This window comes from Nonomuraea sp. NPDC048882 (assembly GCF_040649755.1).
GTDB classification, from domain to species: Bacteria; Actinomycetota; Actinomycetes; order Streptosporangiales; family Streptosporangiaceae; genus Nonomuraea; species Nonomuraea maheshkhaliensis.
On sequence record NZ_JBEZGB010000008.1, the window covers coordinates 301,837 to 319,451 of the forward strand.

Here is a 17,615-nt window from a genome sequence, read left to right on the forward strand (position 1 = left end):
CTTCGCGAAGAACTGTTTGCGATCGGCGACGGAGGGGTGGGTGCCGGAGCGTCCGTGGGCGTCCACTAGCGTCAGCGCGAACGACACGTATCGCGTACGGCTGCCCGCCGATCCGCCTGCCGAAGAGGTGCTGATGACGATCTCCCGCCCTGAACCCCATCCGCCTGCCGAGCCGTTCACGGAGGTGTCAGGGGATGAGCTGGAGCTGGTGCTGGAGGACGGCGAGGGGTGGTGGGGCGGCGCCGCCGAGGACGGGCTGTCGATGCCGTTCGGGACGCAGGCGTTCGCCCGCGATCTCGGCTCGCCCCGGGGGCACGGGTCGCGCGACGCCGCCCCGTCCAACCAGAGCGGCCCCTTGCTGGTGTCGACGCGCGGGCGGGTGGTCTGGTCGGAGCGGCCGTTCGCGTTCGCGTTCGAGGACGGGCGACTGCGGCTTTCCGGACGGGACATCCTGGTCGGCCGGGGTGGCGGATCGCTCCGGGAGGCGTTCCTGGCGGCCTCGCGGCGGTTCTTTCCCCCGGCCGGGCGCGCCCCCGCGCGGGAGCTGTTCTCCGGGCCGCAGTACAACACCTGGATCGCGCACCCGTACACGCCCACGCAGGAGACGGTCCTGCGCTTCGCCCGGGACCTGCTGGAGAGCGGGATGCCGCCCGGTGTCGTGCTGATCGACGACTCGTGGGCGTGCGACTACGGCACCTGGCGGTTCGACCGTGCCCGCTTTCCCGATCCGGCGGCCATGATCGAGCAGTTGCACGCGTGGGGCTGCCGGGTGATGCTCTGGGTGGTCCCGTTCGTCAGCCCCGATTCCGCCGCCTTCCGTGAGGCTGAGGAGCGGGGGCTGCTGCTCAGGGACCGGACCGGTGAGACCGCGATCCGCCGCTGGTGGAACGGGTTCAGCGCCACCCTCGATCTCACCGACCCGGCGGCCGTCCGGTGGATGACGGACCAGCTCGACGCGCTCGTCGAGGAGACCGGGGTGGACGGGTTCAAGTTCGACGCCGGTGACGTCCGCGACTACCGGGCCGACGATCTCACCTCCGTGCCCGCCGAGCCGGTCGATCTGTGCGAGGCGTGGGCGCGGGTGGGGCTGCGGTATCCGTTCAACGAGTTCCGCGCCTGCTGGCGGATGGGCGGGCAGCCGCTCGGCCAGCGGCTCCAGGACAAGCCGGCCCTGTGGGGGCCGGCCGGGCTCGGGTCGCTCGTCCCGGAGATGCTGGCCCAGGGCATGATCGGCCATCCCTTCGTCTGCCCGGACATGATCGGCGGTGGCGAGATCGGCTCGGTCGGCGGGCAGGCGGCGGTCGATCAGGAGTTCTTCGTCCGGTACGCGCAGGTGGCCGCCCTCAGCCCGATGATGCAGTTCTCGGTCCTGCCCTCGCGCGTCCTGGACGACGAACACCTCGCCGCGGTACGTGACGCGCTCGCCGTCCGTGAGTCCGTCCTGCCGCTGATCCTCGGGCTCGTGGACGAGGCGGCCAGGACCGGCGAGCCGATCGTGCGGCCGATGGCGTACCACGCGGGCGGGCTGGACGACGTGACCGACCAGTTCTTCCTCGGCCCCGACCTCGTCGTGGCCCCCGTGACGGAGAAGGGCGCCACCGAGCGGATCGTCGCCCTGCCGCAGGGGCGCTGGCGTGCCGACGACGGCGCCGTGGTCGAGGGTCCCGCCCTGGTCACTGTGCGGTGTGATCTGTCGCGGATCCCCCGGTTCGAGCGCCTGCCCGAGGGGTGAAGTCCCGGATGAGGGCGATCACCGTGCCGGCGGTGTGGTCGAGGTGGCTGCGGCCGTCCGGCAGCAGGGCCCGCGGGCTGATGTAGCTGCGCCGCCCGAGGTGGGTGGCCGGGTCGAGCCGGTGCACGGTGATCTTGCCTGCGCGGGCGGCCTGGTGCCATCCGCTGCGGCGGAACAGCCGCCAGCGCTGGGGGAAGATCCAGGTGCAGACGCGCTCGATCCAGTCGCCGTCGCTGGTGAGGCGGTGCAGGTGGACGGCGTGGGTGAGGTCGTTGGCTCCGTTGTGGAACCCGCCGAGGGTGATCAGCAGGAGCGGGGCACGCAGCCGGGCGTGCAGTTCCTCGACCGCGCCGGTGGCGACCTGGGCACCGCCGCTGTAGCTGAGCAGCACCACGGGGACGCCGTTGCCGGGCCGGTAACCGGCCAGGCGGAGCTGGTCGGCGATCTGGCCGCCCACGGCGCGGTTGTACAGCGGGCGGTAGCGGTGGTCGGCCGCGACGAAGATCTGCATGACGTTGTGCAGGAACAGCAGCAGCCCGGCGCGGCGGCGCAGCCACGCCCACAGCGGGCGGTCGGCGAGCGGGGCGGCCAGCGGCGAGTACGGCTGCACCTGCCCCAGCACCCGCAGCTCAGGCGCCCCGGCGATCAGGGCCTTGACCAGCTGGCCGCCGTCGCGCGTGTCGTGGAAGCGGCGTTTGCCGATGCCGTCCAGGTAGACGAGGTAGGCGTCCGGCGGCCGGTCGGGGTCGGCGCCTCTGGCGTGGGGCATGCCGTACGGGAGCTCGCGGGCGGGCGTGCGCCAGCCGGCGGTGTACGCCATCACCTCGTGCCGGGCGAGCAGGGCCTCGGCAAGCAGGACCGCGCCGAGGACCAGGACGAGGAACGGGAACTCGATCATGCGGGCACCCCCCGGGTGGCGCTGATCCACACCACGAGCCGCCTGACCGCCTCGACGGCCAGGCCGAGCCCGACTCCCGCGACGGCCACGCAGCCCGCGGCGGTCCACCAGCCCAGGTCCGTCAGGGCGGCGAGCGGGGCGACCAGGCCGGCTCCGACGGCGGCGAAGAGCAGCAGGTGCAGCAGGGGCCCGAGCAGCGGGAACGCGAGGACGGCGGCGAGCAGGAGCGGGGCGGCCAGCGCGGGGGTCCAGGTCAGCGGGGTGGTGGTCGCCGGAGGCTCGGGCAGGGTCAGGCCGGCCAGGGTCCAGGCGGTCAGGGGCCAGAGCGCGAACACGGAGCCTTCCACGACGGCCCCGGTCAGCAGCAGCAGGACCGCGCCAGGCCTCGACGTGCCGGGCCCCGCAGTGTCGGGCCTCAGCGTGGCGGAACTCAGCGCACCAGGTCTCGACGTGCTGGGGCCCGACGTGCTGGGTCTCGACGTGCGGGGTCTCGGTATGCCGGAGCTCAGCGCGACGAGTCGTGAGGTGCCGGGTCGGGACGCGCCCGTTCGGCGGGCCAGCAGGGGCAGCAGGCGGCCCGCGGCCTCCGACAGCCCGGCCAGCAGCAGCAGGACGGCGACGGCGGGTGACATCGCTCAGCTCTCCCGCCGCGCGCCCACCGAAACCGGCCGGCCGACCCGCTCCAGCTGGTGCTCGATCTCGTCGGCGGCACGCACGTAGCCGCCGGCCTCGTGCTGGGCCACCCGCAGGGCTGCCGCCGCCTCGCGGAAGCGCGGCTCGCCGAGCAGGCGGAGGGCCAGGGCTTGAACGGCGCCGGCGGTGGCCTCCCCGGTACGGATCGACAGGCCGGCCCCCAGCTCGACCACCCGGCGGGCCACGAGCGGCTGGTCGGCGCCCTGCGGGACCAGCAGCATCGGCACCCCGGCGTACATGGCCTCGTTCACGCTGTTCATCCCGCCGTGCGTGACGAACAGCGCCGCCTGCTCCAGCACCTCCGGTTGCGGGACGAAGCGGCGGGCGAGCACGTTGCCCGGCAGCGGGTCCAGCGCGGCCGGATCGACCGCCCCGGTGGAGACGATCACGGTGCCGCCCAGCGGCGCCAGCGCGTCGGCGAACGTCCGCAGCAGCAGCGGGCCGGCGTTGAACACCGTGCCCAGCGACGCGTACAGCACGGGTGCCCGCAGGCGGCCGATCGGGAACGACGGGTCTCGCGGCCGCGCGCCGACGCTCGGGCCGACGAACCGGTACGACGGGTCGAAATCGCCGGCGCCGGGCTGGAACGCGCGGGAGGTGAAGACCAGGTTGAGCGGCTCGCGTACGTTCGCCAGGTCCACCAGCGGCACCCCGTGCGTCCGGTGGCGGCGGTGCAGCGCCCACCGCGCGCGCAGGAACCCCAGCGCGGCGCCGGGCCTGGCCAGCGCGGAGACCAGCAGCTCCGCCGAGCCGCGGGTGGGGCTGGGCACGTTCCTGCCGAACGCGAACGTGGTGAACAGCGCCGCCGCCGGCACCCGGAGCTCGCGGGCGGCGACCGCGCCCCACGGGCAGGCGGACCCGTGCACGATCAGGTCGGGCCCGATGCCGCGCAGGTCGGCGAGGACGGCGGGCAGCAGGCCGGTGGAGGCGCGGGCGAGCGCGTCCAGCATCGTGATCGGCATCGGCGGGTCGGGCACCGGCTGGTCGCCCCCGGGGTAGGGGCGCACGGTCGCGCCGGTGGCCTCGACCTCCTCCGCGAACGCGGGTGAGGTGTGGTACGTGACGCGGTGGCCCCTGCGGACGAGCTCGGCGGCGAGGGGCAGGGTCGGGTTGACGTGGCCGTGCAGAGGGATGTTCAGGAACGCGATGGTGCTCATCGGACGGCTCCCAAGGCGGTGGGGAACGACTCGGTTCCGGCCCGGTAGAGGCCGGGCCCGCTGACGCACAGTCCGTCGAGGAAGCGGCCCGCCTCGACGGACGCGGTGGCGATCAGCCGCTCGGCCTGGCCGAAGTCCCATGGGGCCGGCCAGGTCTCGATGCCGGTCGGCACCACGACGGTGGGGATGCGGCGCGACACCTCGTGCAGGTCGCGCTCGATCTGATGGTGCAGCAGCAGCTGACCGGCCCTGGCCGCGACGGCGCCGGCCCAGCGGGGCGGGACGACGGGACGCGGCGCCCCGCTCTCCGGACCGGTCGACAGCACGACCACGCTGGCCGCACCCGCCTGCAGCGCCGCCCGTACCGGGACGAAGGCCACCACGCCGCCGTCCACGAGCCGGCGGCCCTCGCGATCGACCGGCGGCAGGATGCCGGGGATGGCGGCGCTGGCCAGCAGCGCGGACTCGAGGTCGCCGTGGTCGAGCAGCGCCTGGTCGCCGGTGGCCAGGTCCATGGCCACCGCGGTGAAGGGCACCGCCAGCTCTTCGATCCGCGCGGGCAGCCCGGCCCTGGCGATCAGCCGGCGCAGGCCGCGGTCGGCGAAGAGGCCGGCGCGGGAGGGCAGGCAGCCGAGCGGGAACACCTCGCGGCGGCGTACGTGGGTCCACACCCGGGCCAGCCAGGGTGCGGCCTGTCCCGGGTGGGCGGCGGCGATGGCTCCGTTGAGCGCGCCGACCGAGGTCCCGACGATCAGGTCGGGGACGAAGCCGCGCTGCTCCAGGGCGTACCCGACGCCGACCTGCGCGGCTCCGAGCACTCCCCCGCCGCCGACCACCACCGCCACGGGGCGGGGCAGGGCGCCCAGGCCCGCCGTTGCCGAGGTCGTCGCCCGCGCCGGCGGCGTCGTGAGCCGGGGAGGCTGAGCCCGGCGACAAATGATGGTCATCAGAAACCTCCGAGGAAACCCCGCCTTCAGGCGGGGGAGGAATCGGACCCCTGCGGAGCAGGGCAGGAACAGGCGATTCGCCGCCAAGCGCGCCAAGTACCCGACGTTCAAGAGCAAGAAGAAGTCGCGCCTGTCGGCGGAGCACACGCGTTCGGCGTTCCGCTGGCGTGACGGTGAGTTGACGCTGGCGAAGATAGACGGCCCGCTTCCACCCGCAGCACAGAACGTAGGCGTGGATGCGGGCATCACCGCCCTGGCCACACTCTCCACCGGAGAGAAGGTCGTCAATCCTCGTCACGAGCGCCGCGACCGGCGCAAGCCGGCCAAAGCCCAGCGAGCGCTCGCCCGCAAGGAGAAGGGCAGTAACAACCGGGCGAAGGCCAAGCCGAAGGTCGCCAAGGTGTACGCCCGCATCGCCGACCGCAGGACAGACCACCTGCACAAGGTCACCACACGGCTTGTTCGCGAGAACCAAGTGATCGCCGTGGAAGACCTGGCCGTCCGCAACCTGGTCGGCAATCACTCGCTGGCCCGCGCCATCTCGGACGCGGCCTGGCGCCGGATGCGGCCGATGCTCGAGTACAAGGCCGCCTGGTACGGGCGCACGCTGGTGGCGGTGGACCGCTGGTTGCCCTCCTCCAGGCTGTGCCCGGCCTGCGGCGCCGTGCGAGAGAAGATGCCGCTGAACGTCCGGATGCGGGAGTGCGCCTGCGGCACGGTCCACGACCGGGACGTCAACGCGGCCAGAGACGTGCTCGCCGCCGGGCCGGCGGCGAACTGAAACGCCTGTGGAGCTGGTGTAAGACCTCAACGAGAATCCTCTCGGGCGGGCGGCTGGCCGTGAAGCAGGAAGTCCCATGGGCGACCATGGGACTCCGCTCCTTCAGAGGGGGAGGATGTCAACGTCCGCCCTCTCTCACCAGCGGCTTCCTCGATTAGTATCACATGATACTGTCGCATTCGTAACCAATGTGAGCGTGTGACTCGTCACAGGCCCTGCCGAAGGCCCGCGTCGGTCACGCGCAGGCGAGGGCTGCGTTCGAGGCCGAGGATGCCCAGCAGGTGGTCCATCATGTGCTCGAACAGCGGCATCGGGTCGTCGAACGCGAAGTTGTGATGCTCGTACACGACCATGCAGAGCAGCCCGTAGATCTGCCGCCAGCAGATGACCATGAGCAGCACCACCCCGATCGGGAAGTCCAGCCCCACGCGCGCCCGGTAGGTCCGCAGCTGCTCCGCCAGGACGGGATCGATGTCCTCGTCGGCCTGGATGCGCAGCCGGCCTTCGCGCCACAGCCGGGCGAAGGGCACCCCGAAGAAGCCGCCCAGCTCGCGGGCGATGACCGTCGGGATGCCTTCCTCCGAGTCGGCGATCTTGGCGTAGGCGGCGCCCATGAGCAGGTCGAACTCGACCTTGTTGGCCATCGACCAATCGAGCACGGCCCGGGTGGCGGCGTGCAGGTGGGAGCTGAGGTCGTCGGGGTCCTGGCGGCGCACGGCCTGGGCGAGGGTGTCCATGAACTCCGCCGTGACGTCGTCGTAGACGGCGCGGACGAGCCCCGCCCGGCCGTCGAAGTAACGGTACAGAGCGGGCGGCGTCACCCCCACGGCCCGGGCCACGGCGGCGACGGTGAGCCCTTCGACGCCCTCTTCCGCCGCGAGCCGCCTGGCGGCGGCCCTGGCGTCGCGTTCGAGCTCGGCCCGCAGTCGTTCGCGTCGCGTCAACTCTGTCACAGGCCTAGTTTCGCGGCTCCCGGCCGTGCCCGCGAGCCGCGAGCAGGCCGCACCCGCCACTTACGGTGAACATCCATCACATGGTTAATGGTATTCACTCTTTTACGGATCATCATCGAATGGAGTCCTCCTGATGGGCACCCTCCGCGGAACGGCAGCGGCCGTCGCGTTCCTGCTCGCCACCACCGCCTGCGCGGCGGCACCGGAACCCGCCGCCGTACCCCCGGCCACGCGCAACTCTCGCGCGGAGTCCCTGGCGGAGGCGGCGAAGAGCCTGCCCGCTCTGCTCGCCGCACGGGGCCCGGTGGCCTGCTCACGGGACGGTGCGCACTGGCGGGTCACGGCGTACGACGACGCCTTCCGTACGCCCGCCGCGACCTTCTCCAGCGCCATGCTCCAGCCCCTGCTGACCGAGATCGCTACCAATGGCCGGAAGGCGGTCGTGCGAAGCCTTTGCGGCGAGACCGGCGACCCCGGCGTCAGCCCGGTCTCCCCGGACGGGCGCAGGCTCGCCGTCCAGGTCGACGGCGCGTCCGGCAGCGATCCGACGCACGTCGGCTGGCTCGACCTCGGCACCGGCGCGTTCACCGACCTCACCGAGCGGTCGAACATGAAGGGGTACGTGACGAAGACGTTCTCCGACAGCCGGCCCGGTTTCGCGTCCGACGGCTCGTTCTGGTTCCGCCGCGGCCTGCGGTTCTACTCGGCCGCCCAGGACGGAACGCCGGTCGCGCGCCGGCTCAGCATGGCGTGCGTCAAGAACGAGAGCGAGGAGATCTACTACCGCGTCGTCGGGCAGGTCGCCGTCGTGTGCCCGGGCACCGTGCACCCGTCTGGCAGGTTCGCCGCCGACCCCACCACCGTGGCCAAGGGCATGAGGTCGGTACGCGGCGCGGAGCTCGACCTCGTCGGCCGGACGATCGTCGGTCATGACGACGAGCCGATGATGAAGCCGTTCGGCATGGAGGTCGTCGTGCGTGACGGCGGCGGGCTGCGCGACTGCCTGCCCCTCGCCTGGCTCGGCGCCGCCGAATTGCTCTGCCAGGGCGGGAGCAACGACTTCTACACCGCGCGGGTCTCGCCGCGGCTGGCGCGGGACGACATCGAGTACGTCCAGGACACCGAGGTCGAGGTGATCAAGGAGATCGCCCCCGCCACCGAGTCCGCGATCCTGTCTGTGGCGCTCACGAAGGACCGCCGTTCCCTGATCATCGCCTCCTCCGCGAACGACGGCGCCGGTGTCGGCAAGCTCTACCGCACGGGGCTGGAGCCGCCGTCGGGCCTGGTGGAGCTCGGGCCGATCCCGCCGGAGTCGAAGGACCATTTCACCTTGCTGAACAACTTCCAGCACCCGTTGGACCGGCCCTGAGCGCCGAGACGCTGCGCAGCGTTCTGGGTGTCTCCTGCGGCCATTCATGTCGTGTTCATCCCTCTATTGGAGGTTTGTCAGCTGTCACCCTTATCTGCAGGAAAGGCAGCACTGTGAGGAACAAGAAGGCCGAGGAGACCGAGCACTCCGGGCTTTCCCGACGCCGTCTGGTCAAGTACGCCGGCGTCGGCGCGACCCTGGCCGCGGCGGCTCCCCTGATCGGCGGCACCCCGGCGCAGGCGGACGACGAGCGTACGTTCGCCGCCGGCGGCAACAACGGCCGGATGTGGCGGGCGGGCGATCACCACGTCCACTCGGAGTACAGCGGTGAGTTCGACACCAAGACGAACCCGCCGACCTTCCACAAGGGCGCGGACGCGGTCTACCCCATCGTCACCAACGCCATCATGGCCAAGTATTTCGGCCTGACCTGGGCGATGTGCACCGACCACGGCGGCCCGACGCACTCGAAGGTGAACTTGGAGCAGGCCTACCCCGACCTGCTGCGGTCACGGGTGCTGGTGCCGGAGGTGCTGCAGTTCTGGGGGATGGAGTTCGACGCGCCTGCGCTGGACCACCACACCCTGATGATCCCGCACCACGACGGGGAGGCGCAGCAGCTGTTCGAGCTGGAGAGCCGCTTCGCCAAGTTCGACGCCTTCCCAACCGATCCGGGCCGCGACACCGAGGCCAAGATGGTGGAGTTCCTCAAGGCCGCCCGCGGCATGAACCGCAAGCCGCTGGTGATCGCCCACCACGCCTCCCGGTCGGCGACCGGGCTCGGCGTGTGGGGGCAGGACACGCCGCGTGAGTTCCGTAACGGCAACAACGCCGCCCCCGACGTGTACGTGGGCTTCGAGGGCGCGCCGGGCCACCAGGCGGGCCCGCTGAACGGCGGCGCCCGCGGCGGGTACGGCAACCACCCCACCTACGGCGGATTCGACCAGATGACCGCCCGCGTCGGCGGCCTGTGGGACTCCCTGCTGGGCGAGGGCCGGCACTGGTGGATCACCGCCACCTCCGACTCCCACGTGCACTGGACCCGCGGCGGCTCCGACTTCTGGCCGGGCGAGTACAGCAAGACGTACGTGGCGGCCCGGCAGGACTACGGCGACATCATGGACGGCCTGCGCAACGGCCGGATCTTCGTCACCACCGGCGACCTGATCACCGCGCTCGACGTGACCGCGAGCAACCAGGGCCGCCGGGCCACGGTGAGCGAGACGCTCGTCGTCAGCAACCGGGGCCGCACCGACGTCGAGGTGGAGATCCGCTTCCGTCCCCTGGAGGGGAAGAACGGCAACGGCGACCGTCCCGAGGTGCAGCGGGTCGACCTGATCGCAGGCCAGGTCACCGGCGTGAGCTCGGACCTCGACGCCGCCACCAACCCCACCACGAAGGTCGTGGCCCGCTTCGGCCCCCGCGACTGGCGCCGCCAGGGCAAGGATGTCGTCATCCGGCACACCCTGCGCGACGTGGGCCAGGACAGCTACCTGCGGGTGCGCGGCACCAGCACGGACGAGATGGAGCCGCAGGCCGACGGGAAGGAGAGCCCGTGGGAGGACCTGTGGTTCTACTCCAACCCGGTCTTCATCCGCGTCCGCTGACGCCCTGACCGGGGCGGCCCGCGACGGGCCGCCCCGGTGCTCGCGTCCCCATCTCCGTCCGGGGTGGACGGTCCCGCTCAGGCGCCGCCCACGCGACGAGCGTCATGCTGACGCGTCGCCCACACGGAGGGCGGCGTGCTCAGGTGTCGCCCACACGGAGGGCGGCGTGCTCAGGTGTCGCCCACACGGAGGGCGGCGTGCTCAGGTGTCGCCCACGCGGAGGGCGGCGTCGAGGGCGCGGCGGCGGCTCATGGCGGTGTGCGCGTACGCCCCCAGCACCGCGCACAGCCCCAGCCCGGCCGCCAGCGCCACCGGCGTGAGCAGGCCGGGCGGGTGCTCGGTGACGGGCAGGCCGCCGGCGAACGCCGACATGTCCACGCCCGGCCCGAGCGCGGCAGGCAGGCTCAGGCCCAGGGCCAGGCCGACCGGCGCCGTGATGAGGACGACGGGCAGCAGTTCCAGCAGGGTCAGCCGCCGGGCCTGGCGGTCGGACAGCCCGAGCGTGCGCAGCAGCGAGACCGTCCTGGCCCGCCCGGCGGCCCCGGCGGCCAGCGACAGCACGATCGCGACCAGCGCGTACGCCCCTAGCGCCACCGTCACCACGACCATCGTGGTGCGGACCGTGCCGGTGAGCGGGTCGGCCCGGATCCCGGCCAGCGCCGCCTCCTGCGTCTCGACCGTGGCCGAAGGCACGAGGCGGGCCAGCTCAGCGGGCGTGATGTCGCCCTTGATCAGCAGCGTGTCGGCCGCCGGCCAGGGCAGCACCTCCTGCGACACAAGGAGGAACTGCCCACTGGCGTAGAACCCGGGCACCGCGTCGATCACGCCCTGGGCGTTCAGCCGTACCGGCGACAACCACGTGATGTCGAACGAACCCCGGCTGTCCAGGGCGGGCGAGAGCAGCGCGGAGTTCTTCCCGGACAGCTCAGGCAGCGCGATCGGGGCGTCCTCGTTGACCCGGCGCCACGCCGCGAGGTCCACGGCGACCGCGTACGGCCACTCTCCCGTGGCCTTGACCTGCACCCGGCCGGTCAGGGCGAGCGCCACCCGCTCGACGCCTGGCGCCCGTCGTACCCGATCGACCACGTCGGCCGGGAGGTTGCCCTCCGTCGTCAGCTTGATCGGCGCGCCCACCTTCTGCCAGGACGCCACCTGCTGCGTGGTGGTGATCCCGTCGTGCACCACCGCGGCGAACACCGACAGGCTCAGCGCGGGCAGCAGGATCAGCACCGGCAGCGCGCCCGCCGACCGCTCCCTGGCGGCCCTGGCCAGGCCCAGGAACGGCACCGCCGCCCGCCCCCGCGCGGCCAGCCCGACGAACAGCCGCAGCGGGTACGGGTGGCACCGCAGCGTGATCAGCGCGGCGGCCACCGTCAGCGCGACCGGGATCAGCAGCAGGAACGGATCCTGCTGCGCGGTGCCAGACGGCCCTCTGGCCCGCAGCAGGTACGCCCCCACCAGGGCGAGCACGACGACCAGCGCCTCCACCGTCAGCCGCCGCGCGGACGGCCGGGCGGCGACCAGGTCGGCCCGGCGCTCGTTCAGCGGCGCGCGGTGTGCGAGCACCAGGCGCGTCACGGCGAACGCCATGGCACCGGCGGCCACGGCCGCGGGACCGGCGTGCACGATGGGCAGCACGGGCCCCGGCAGCAGGTACGACAGCGCGTACCCGGCCAGGGCCGCGGGCACCACCGTAAGCGCGGTCAGCGCGACCCCGGCCACCGCCACCTGCCGCAGCGACGCGCCGCGCGCCCGCGCCAGGGACAGCGCGGGCTCCAGCCGGTCGGTCAGCAGCCGCACGCCCAGCACGATCACGCCGAGCGCGACCGCGAACAGGCCGCCGAGCAGCAGGTACATCACGGTCTGCGCGGCCGACAGCGCGACCTGGAAGGCGCCCAGCAGATCGGGCAGCCCGGTGACGACGCGGTAGATGATGCTGCCCGTCCCCTGGACGTCCACTTGCCGTTCGAACTCGGCGAGCGCGGCTTCGACGTCCGGCACGCCCAGCGCGTTCGCGGCCCGCCCGTCGAGGGGGAGGACCCAGCGGTAGGACAGGGTGCGTTCGCGGTTGGCCAGCGCGGCCAGGCCGTCGTCCGACATCAGCGTCGTGGTGTGCAGTTCCTCCGGCGCGTCCAGCGGTACGATCCTGGTGACGTGCAGGACGTCGGCGTCGTGAGTCCAGGCGCGGTCGGCCGGGTCTCTGGCCTTGAAGACTCCGACGATCTTGGCGGCGGTGTGCACGCTCCCGCCGAGCATCATGGTCCGGCCGACGCGCAGCCCCATCCGGGCCACCGCCTCCTCCACGACGCCCACCTCGATGACGGGGATCGTGGTGCCCACGTACTGCATGGTGAACGGCTTGCCGGGCGCGCGGCCGCTCACCCACTCCACCCGCCGGTCGGCGTCGGACAGCCAGCCGAGGTTGGCGAAGGTACGGATCCCGCTCGCGCCGGCGACGGGCGTACGGGAGGTCTTGGCGCTGATGTGGCCGCCGGACCCGATCATGGGCCGCAGCGCCGCCGGGATGAGCCGGCGCCAGCGCAGGCCGGCGTCCTCGAACTGCGCGCGTGAGCGCAGCTCGCCGGGCGGCAGGACCGGGGCGCCGGTGACGGCCACGTCGGCCCGCACCGCTGGTGCGCCGGCCAGCGACCGGCGCAGTGCCTGGTCGAACGAGGCCTGCATCGTCCTGGGCAGCCCGGCGAGGAGCAGGCAGGCGACCGCCGTCAGCACGGCGATCAGCGCGAACGTGCCCGCGTGCGCCCGTACGCCCAGAGGGATCGTCACCGCTCCTCCAAGGTCTGCCCCCGCCACACCCGCCGGGCCAGCCCGGCCACGATCGCGACCAGCACCGCCGTGACCAGGACCAGCATCGCCGCGACCGCGGCCCACGGGACGTGGAACAGCACACCGGGCGTGACCGCCGACGCCTGCCCGGTCAGGACGACGCGCGGCACCACCAGGCTCCCGACGAGCACGGCCAGCCCGGTGCCGGCCGCGAGCGACAGCCCGATGACGAACGCCTGCTCGGTGACCAGCATCCCGAACACCTGGCGGAAACCGGCGCCCAGGGCCCGCAGCACGGCGAACTCGGCCCGCCGCTCCCGCGCCGCGACCACGGCGTTGACCAGGAACCCGAGCACCGCGAACCCGAGCGCGGCGGCGAACCCCAGGGTCAGCGCGCCCTGGAGCGCGCCGGCCAGCGGGTCGTCGCGCAGCTCGGCCGCCAGCTCCCGGCGGTCGATCGCGGTCACGTCCCATTGGGGGTTGCGGCGCAGGATCTCCCGCGCGGGCGCGGTGCCCGCGGCGGCGAGCCACCATTCGGTGGCGGGCCTGGACGGCTGGGCGGAGGCCAGCTCGTACGTCTGCAGCGTCTCCCAGTCGGCGAGCACGGCCTGCTGGGCGGGGGCGCTGGTGGGCATGCTCGTCACGATCCCGGCCACGACGACCTGGACGACCCGGCCGGCCAGGCGGACCGTCCCGCTCTGGCCGATGTCGAGCTTGAACGTGGCGGCCAGACCGGGGGTGATCACCACGGGCAACGGCCCAGGCTCCCCGGCCTCGCCGCGCACCCCCGAGAGGCCCGACTCGCCCTTCCCCGGCACCTCCGACTTCGCCGGCGGCTCGAAGGTGACGATGCCGTGCGGGCGAGAGACGGCCCCGGCCACGGGCACGTCCAGTCCGTCCGCCTTCAGCCCGGTCAGCCTCGGGCCGGCCTGCTCGCCCGCCACGAGCCCGCGTACCGACAGCGGATAGGCGATCCGCCCGGCGCGCCCGGCCAGCGGGGCCAGATCGACCTCGACCAGGTTGGGACCCCACTTCAGCTCGCCGAGCGGCAGGTCGCGCCAGACGCCCAGCGCGTCGGAGATCACCAGCCGGGCCGTCGCGGCGGCGCGGGTCGCGACCCGCACGGTGAGGGTGCGCGGCCGTCCCGGCAACTCCAGCCGGCCCGCCCGGTCGCCGGGCAGCGCCCGCGCCAGCTCGGCCACGCTCAGCTCCGACAGGTCGGGACGCAGCCGGAACAGCTCGCCGAGCCGGCCCGCGTCCAGGGCGAGCAGCAGCGCGCTCTCGCCGCCCACGTCGGTCTGCGCCCGGAAGGCGGGCGAGGCGGCGGTGACGCCGGGTAACGCCGTGAACGCCGTGCCCCGGCCGAGCGCCCCCAGCTCAGGCCCTTCTGCCGGCCCGGACAGGCGCAGATCGGCCGACGCCTGGTGATCGGCCTGATCGCCTTGCGAGGCTTGCCAGGTGGAGGTGGTGGCCATGGAGACGACGCCGATCGCGACGGCCAGGGTGAGCAGCAGCGCCGGGCCCGCGTACTTGAGCGGCCGCCGGCTGACCTGCCAGGCCCCCATCGCAGCGACCAGCGTGGGCCGCCTGGACGTCACCCGTTCGGCCAGCTTCGACACCCGAGGCACCAGCCGCAGCCCCAGTAAACCCCCTGCCAGCAGGGCCAGCGCGGGCCCGGAGATGATCAGCGGATCGATGCCCAGCCCGCCGGCCGCCGTCTCGGTGACCGGCGCGCCGTACCGCTGGAGCTGCCAGATGGCCAGCGCGGCCACCGCCAGCAGCGCCAGGTCCGCGCCCGCCCCCTGGATCAGGCCGCGCCGGCCGCCGCGCCCGCGCGCCGTCTGCTCCTCCACGTACGTACGCCGCGCACCCGCCACGGCCGGCAGCGCCAGCAGCACGGCCGCCGCCAGCGCCACCCCACCCGACACGAGGAACGTGCCCAGATCCGCTACCGGCGCAAGCCGCACCTCCGACGCGCTGATCCAGGGCAGCATGGTGACCAGCGCGAGCAGCGGCGGGCCGAGGAACGGGGCCACGATCGCGCAGGGCAGCGCCACCAGCAGCGCCTCGCCGCCCGCCAGCGCCACCAGCCGCAGCGTGCCCGCGCCGCGCGAACGCAGCAGCGCCACCTCCATCCGGCGGTGGTCGGCCAGCAGCCGCGCGGTCAGCATCAGCGCGTACGCGGCCAGCAGCAACAACTGCAGCACCGGGATCAGCATGGTCGAGCGGGCCACCAGCGAGGCGGTGCCGAGCTGGATGAGCAGTTCGGGCAGCTCACCGGCGGTCACGCAGCTCACGCAGCCGGCCTTCGTCAGCCGCTCCCCGACCCGGCCGACGGCCTCGGCCAGCGGGCGCAGCCGCTCGGGGGTCAGCGCCCCGAGCTCCGGTTCGGCCGCCCAGACGGCCCTGACGCCGGTGGCGAAGCGCCCGACGAACGTCTCCCTCGCCACCATCAGCGGCCCGTACGTGGTGTATTCGCCGCGCTCCACGCCCCGGCGCAGCAGTTCCTCGCCGGCCCAGCGCTCGTCGGCGGGGTCGTCGAGCCGGAAGACGCCGACCACGCGGACCTGCACCGGACGCCCGTCGAGCCGCGCTTTCGGCGCGAGCTCGGAGCCGGTCCTGAACCCGGTGGCCGCCGCCGGCTCCGAGACCACCGCCTCGACGCTCTCCCCTCCGGCCCGCGGCCACCTGCCCGCGACCAGCCGGGCGTGCCGGTCGAGCCCGTCGTGACTGCCGAACCGCAGCAACTCGGGCAGTTCCTCGCCGTCCTGCCCCGGCATGACATAGGAGTCGGAGCGCAGGCTGGTGGTGACCGCCGGCGCCGCCCCGTACGCCGCCGCCAGCTCGCCACGCACCAGCCGGTCGTACGTCGGGAAGGTCCTGGCATCGACCTGAGCGCTGATCGTGGTGGTCGTCTGCCGGTACGAGGCCGTCTCCAGCGCCCTGCGCACGCCCGCGCCGGCGATGGAGGAGGCGTACATGGTCAGCGCCACCAGCGTGGTCGTCGCCAGCAGGATCGAGACCGTCGCGGCCAGGAGGAGCGGCGGCTCACCGAGTGCCCGCTTGACGACCAGCGGCCCCCGCATTCCCTGTCTCCTTCCCGCAGCCCGGCGCGAGCGCTTCAGTCGACGAACATCCGCGGCTTCGGCGTTTTCGGCGGTTTTGATCGGCGCACGAGTATTTCAGGCAGCGCGCCCGATACGCGAGCCCGCAACCACGTCAGTCGGCATGCGGATAGGCGAGCCGGCAGCTATTTCAGTCGGCGTGCGGATAAGCCAGCCGGCAGCACCCTGCCCGGCAATCACTCAGAGTCTCCACAGCGGCGCGCCTCGCCCGGCCCAACTCGGCGATCTTGGCATCGATCCGATCCACCACCGCTTCCAGCCGCCAGCGCTCACTGTCACAGGTGGCACCACCACGATCGTGCGCGGCCAGGGCATCGACGATCTCGTCCAGGGTGAACCCGAGCTCTTGCAGGCTCTTGGCCATCCGGATGCGTTCAACCGCGGCGGCGTCGAAAACGCGGTATCCCGAGGGCCGGCGCCGGGCGACAGGCAGGATCCCGCGCCGCTCATAGAAACGGACCGTGTCCACACTGACCCCGGCCTTGTGCGCGACCTGCCCGATCTTCACGGCGCAACCCCTTGACTCTGGACCAGGCTCCAGACTCTACGGTTCGAAGTGACGGCACCACAAGAGCGCTGACCGCCCCACCCGGAGGAGCCCAAAGGTGAACATTCCCCCCGCTTCCACCCCGATCGTCTGCGACATGACCACCGCCCCCGACACGCCCCAGGAGCGCCTGGACGAGTACCGCCACCTGTTCACCCGCCACCTCACTGCCCGCGAGCGCACCGAGCAGGGCATCCGCTTCCGCCTCCGCGCCGAACCGGGCACAGCGGCCTGGGTCCGCGACCTGGCCGCCCGTGAGAAGGCCTGCTGCGTCTTCTTCGCCTACGACGTCACCGTCGAGGACGGCGAGGTGCTCTGGGACTGCGCGGTCAGCGACGACGACACCGCCCGCGCCCTCCTGGAGGAGTACTACCTCCTCCCCGACCAGACCCACCAGAGCCCGGAAGCCTTGGAACACCACCTGTCCGCCAAGGGCCTCCACTTCACCACCGACCCGACCCACCCACACCGGCACCCGCCGGCCCAGCACCCAGGCGGAGACGCCGACGCCCGGTAGCAGCGGCCTCCGGTGTGACGCTGGACCGGCAGCGCCGTATATAAGGTGAAGCCGATCATTGGAGGTAGGCATGGACCACGACGTCGCCGCTCTGCTCGGTATCGACCTGGATGATCCCGATGTTCAGCGGGAGAGCGCAGCGGTCGAACGCGACATGCGTCTCATCGAGGCCCTCGTCGGCGTGCGTAAGCAGCTTGGGCTGGCGCAGAGCGAGGTGGCGGACAGGATGGGGCGGAGTCAACCCGCGGTGTCCGACTTCGAGCGAGTCGGTGGAGATCCACGCCTGTCCACGGTTCGCCGGTATGCCCTGGCGATCGGTGCGGAGGTCCACCACCTCGTCAGAACGGAAGGCACCGCGACGTGTGGCACCGCGTCAACGTCTGCGAGCGTGGTGATCGAGGGACTGACCGGCCCGGTGGCCCCGTCGCCCACTCGTGGTGGGAACACACTGGAGCTGAAGAGGGCTGTCGCCTGATGCAAAGTTTCCTGGTACGGAGGCGGAGTG

13 protein-coding genes and 1 pseudogene are annotated in these 17,615 nt (G+C 72.9%); 6 read left to right on the forward strand and 8 right to left on the reverse strand.

Annotated elements, in window-relative coordinates:
• Positions 1–40 precede the first annotated feature (40 nt).
• Positions 41–1,732, forward strand: a complete 1,692-nt coding sequence (locus AB0C27_RS28840; protein ID WP_357849682.1) for a glycoside hydrolase family 31 protein — start codon at positions 41–43, stop codon at positions 1,730–1,732.
• On the opposite strand, the gene AB0C27_RS28845 is transcribed toward AB0C27_RS28840, so the two are convergent.
• The 4 genes from AB0C27_RS28845 to AB0C27_RS28860 are packed head-to-tail and all read right to left on the reverse strand — an operon-like array spanning position 1,674 to position 5,427.
• Positions 1,674–2,630 (reverse strand): hypothetical protein, encoded by a 957-nt coding sequence (locus tag AB0C27_RS28845; RefSeq protein ID WP_357849685.1) that lies wholly within the window; start codon positions 2,628–2,630, stop codon positions 1,674–1,676. The genes AB0C27_RS28840 and AB0C27_RS28845 overlap by 59 nt on opposite strands.
• Positions 2,627–3,262, reverse strand: a complete 636-nt coding sequence (locus tag AB0C27_RS28850) for a hypothetical protein (RefSeq protein ID WP_357849688.1) — start codon at positions 3,260–3,262, stop codon at positions 2,627–2,629. Before AB0C27_RS28850 ends, AB0C27_RS28845 begins: the two co-directional genes overlap by 4 nt.
• Positions 3,263–3,265: 3 nt before the next feature.
• Positions 3,266–4,480 carry a macrolide family glycosyltransferase gene (locus AB0C27_RS28855; protein WP_357849691.1) on the reverse strand — a complete coding sequence of 405 codons (1,215 nt, stop codon included), beginning with the start codon at positions 4,478–4,480 and terminating at the stop codon, positions 3,266–3,268.
• The gene (locus AB0C27_RS28860) at positions 4,477–5,427 is read right to left on the reverse strand and encodes a patatin-like phospholipase family protein (RefSeq protein ID WP_357849694.1); all 951 of its coding nucleotides are present in this window, start codon (positions 5,425–5,427) and stop codon (positions 4,477–4,479) included. Before AB0C27_RS28860 ends, AB0C27_RS28855 begins: the two co-directional genes overlap by 4 nt.
• A 76-nt stretch (positions 5,428–5,503) precedes the next feature.
• Here AB0C27_RS28860 and AB0C27_RS28865 point away from each other — a divergent pair.
• Positions 5,504–6,366: pseudogene (locus tag AB0C27_RS28865) on the forward strand (RNA-guided endonuclease TnpB family protein); the annotation flags it as partial.
• A gap of 48 nt (positions 6,367–6,414) precedes the next feature.
• Here AB0C27_RS28865 and AB0C27_RS28870 read toward each other — a convergent pair.
• Complete coding sequence (locus AB0C27_RS28870) at positions 6,415–7,161, reverse strand: TetR/AcrR family transcriptional regulator (RefSeq protein ID WP_357849697.1); 747 nt, start codon at positions 7,159–7,161, stop codon at positions 6,415–6,417.
• Positions 7,162–7,294: 133 nt separating this feature from the next.
• On the opposite strand from AB0C27_RS28870, the gene AB0C27_RS28875 reads away from it, so the two are divergent.
• Both AB0C27_RS28875 and AB0C27_RS28880 read left to right on the forward strand, forming a co-directional pair.
• A complete protein-coding gene (locus tag AB0C27_RS28875; protein ID WP_357849700.1) occupies positions 7,295–8,530 on the forward strand; it encodes a hypothetical protein in 1,236 nt (411 codons plus the stop codon).
• Positions 8,531–8,643: 113 nt separating this feature from the next.
• Complete coding sequence (locus AB0C27_RS28880) at positions 8,644–10,137, forward strand: phosphoesterase (RefSeq protein WP_357849703.1); 1,494 nt, start codon at positions 8,644–8,646, stop codon at positions 10,135–10,137.
• 201 nt (positions 10,138–10,338) lie between these two features.
• Here AB0C27_RS28880 and AB0C27_RS28885 read toward each other — a convergent pair whose 3' ends face one another.
• From AB0C27_RS28885 to AB0C27_RS28895, 3 genes are all read right to left on the reverse strand, one after another.
• Positions 10,339–12,921 carry an FtsX-like permease family protein gene (locus AB0C27_RS28885; RefSeq protein WP_357849706.1) on the reverse strand — a complete coding sequence of 861 codons (2,583 nt, stop codon included), beginning with the start codon at positions 12,919–12,921 and terminating at the stop codon, positions 10,339–10,341.
• Positions 12,918–16,007 carry an ABC transporter permease gene (locus tag AB0C27_RS28890; RefSeq protein ID WP_357849709.1) on the reverse strand — a complete coding sequence of 1,030 codons (3,090 nt, stop codon included), beginning with the start codon at positions 16,005–16,007 and terminating at the stop codon, positions 12,918–12,920. The genes AB0C27_RS28885 and AB0C27_RS28890 overlap by 4 nt, the downstream gene beginning before the upstream one ends.
• A 169-nt stretch (positions 16,008–16,176) precedes the next feature.
• Entirely contained in the window at positions 16,177–16,554 is a 378-nt protein-coding gene (locus AB0C27_RS28895; RefSeq protein ID WP_357849712.1) for a MerR family transcriptional regulator, read from the reverse strand.
• A 97-nt stretch (positions 16,555–16,651) separates the two neighbouring features.
• Here AB0C27_RS28895 and AB0C27_RS28900 point away from each other — a divergent pair, with 97 nt between their 5' ends.
• Both AB0C27_RS28900 and AB0C27_RS28905 read left to right on the forward strand, forming a co-directional pair.
• Positions 16,652–17,110, forward strand: coding sequence for a hypothetical protein (locus AB0C27_RS28900; RefSeq protein WP_357849715.1), 459 nt, complete (start codon positions 16,652–16,654; stop codon positions 17,108–17,110).
• A 70-nt stretch (positions 17,111–17,180) separates the two neighbouring features.
• Complete coding sequence (locus tag AB0C27_RS28905; RefSeq protein ID WP_357849718.1) at positions 17,181–17,585, forward strand: helix-turn-helix transcriptional regulator; 405 nt, start codon at positions 17,181–17,183, stop codon at positions 17,583–17,585.
• Positions 17,586–17,615 lie beyond the last annotated feature (30 nt).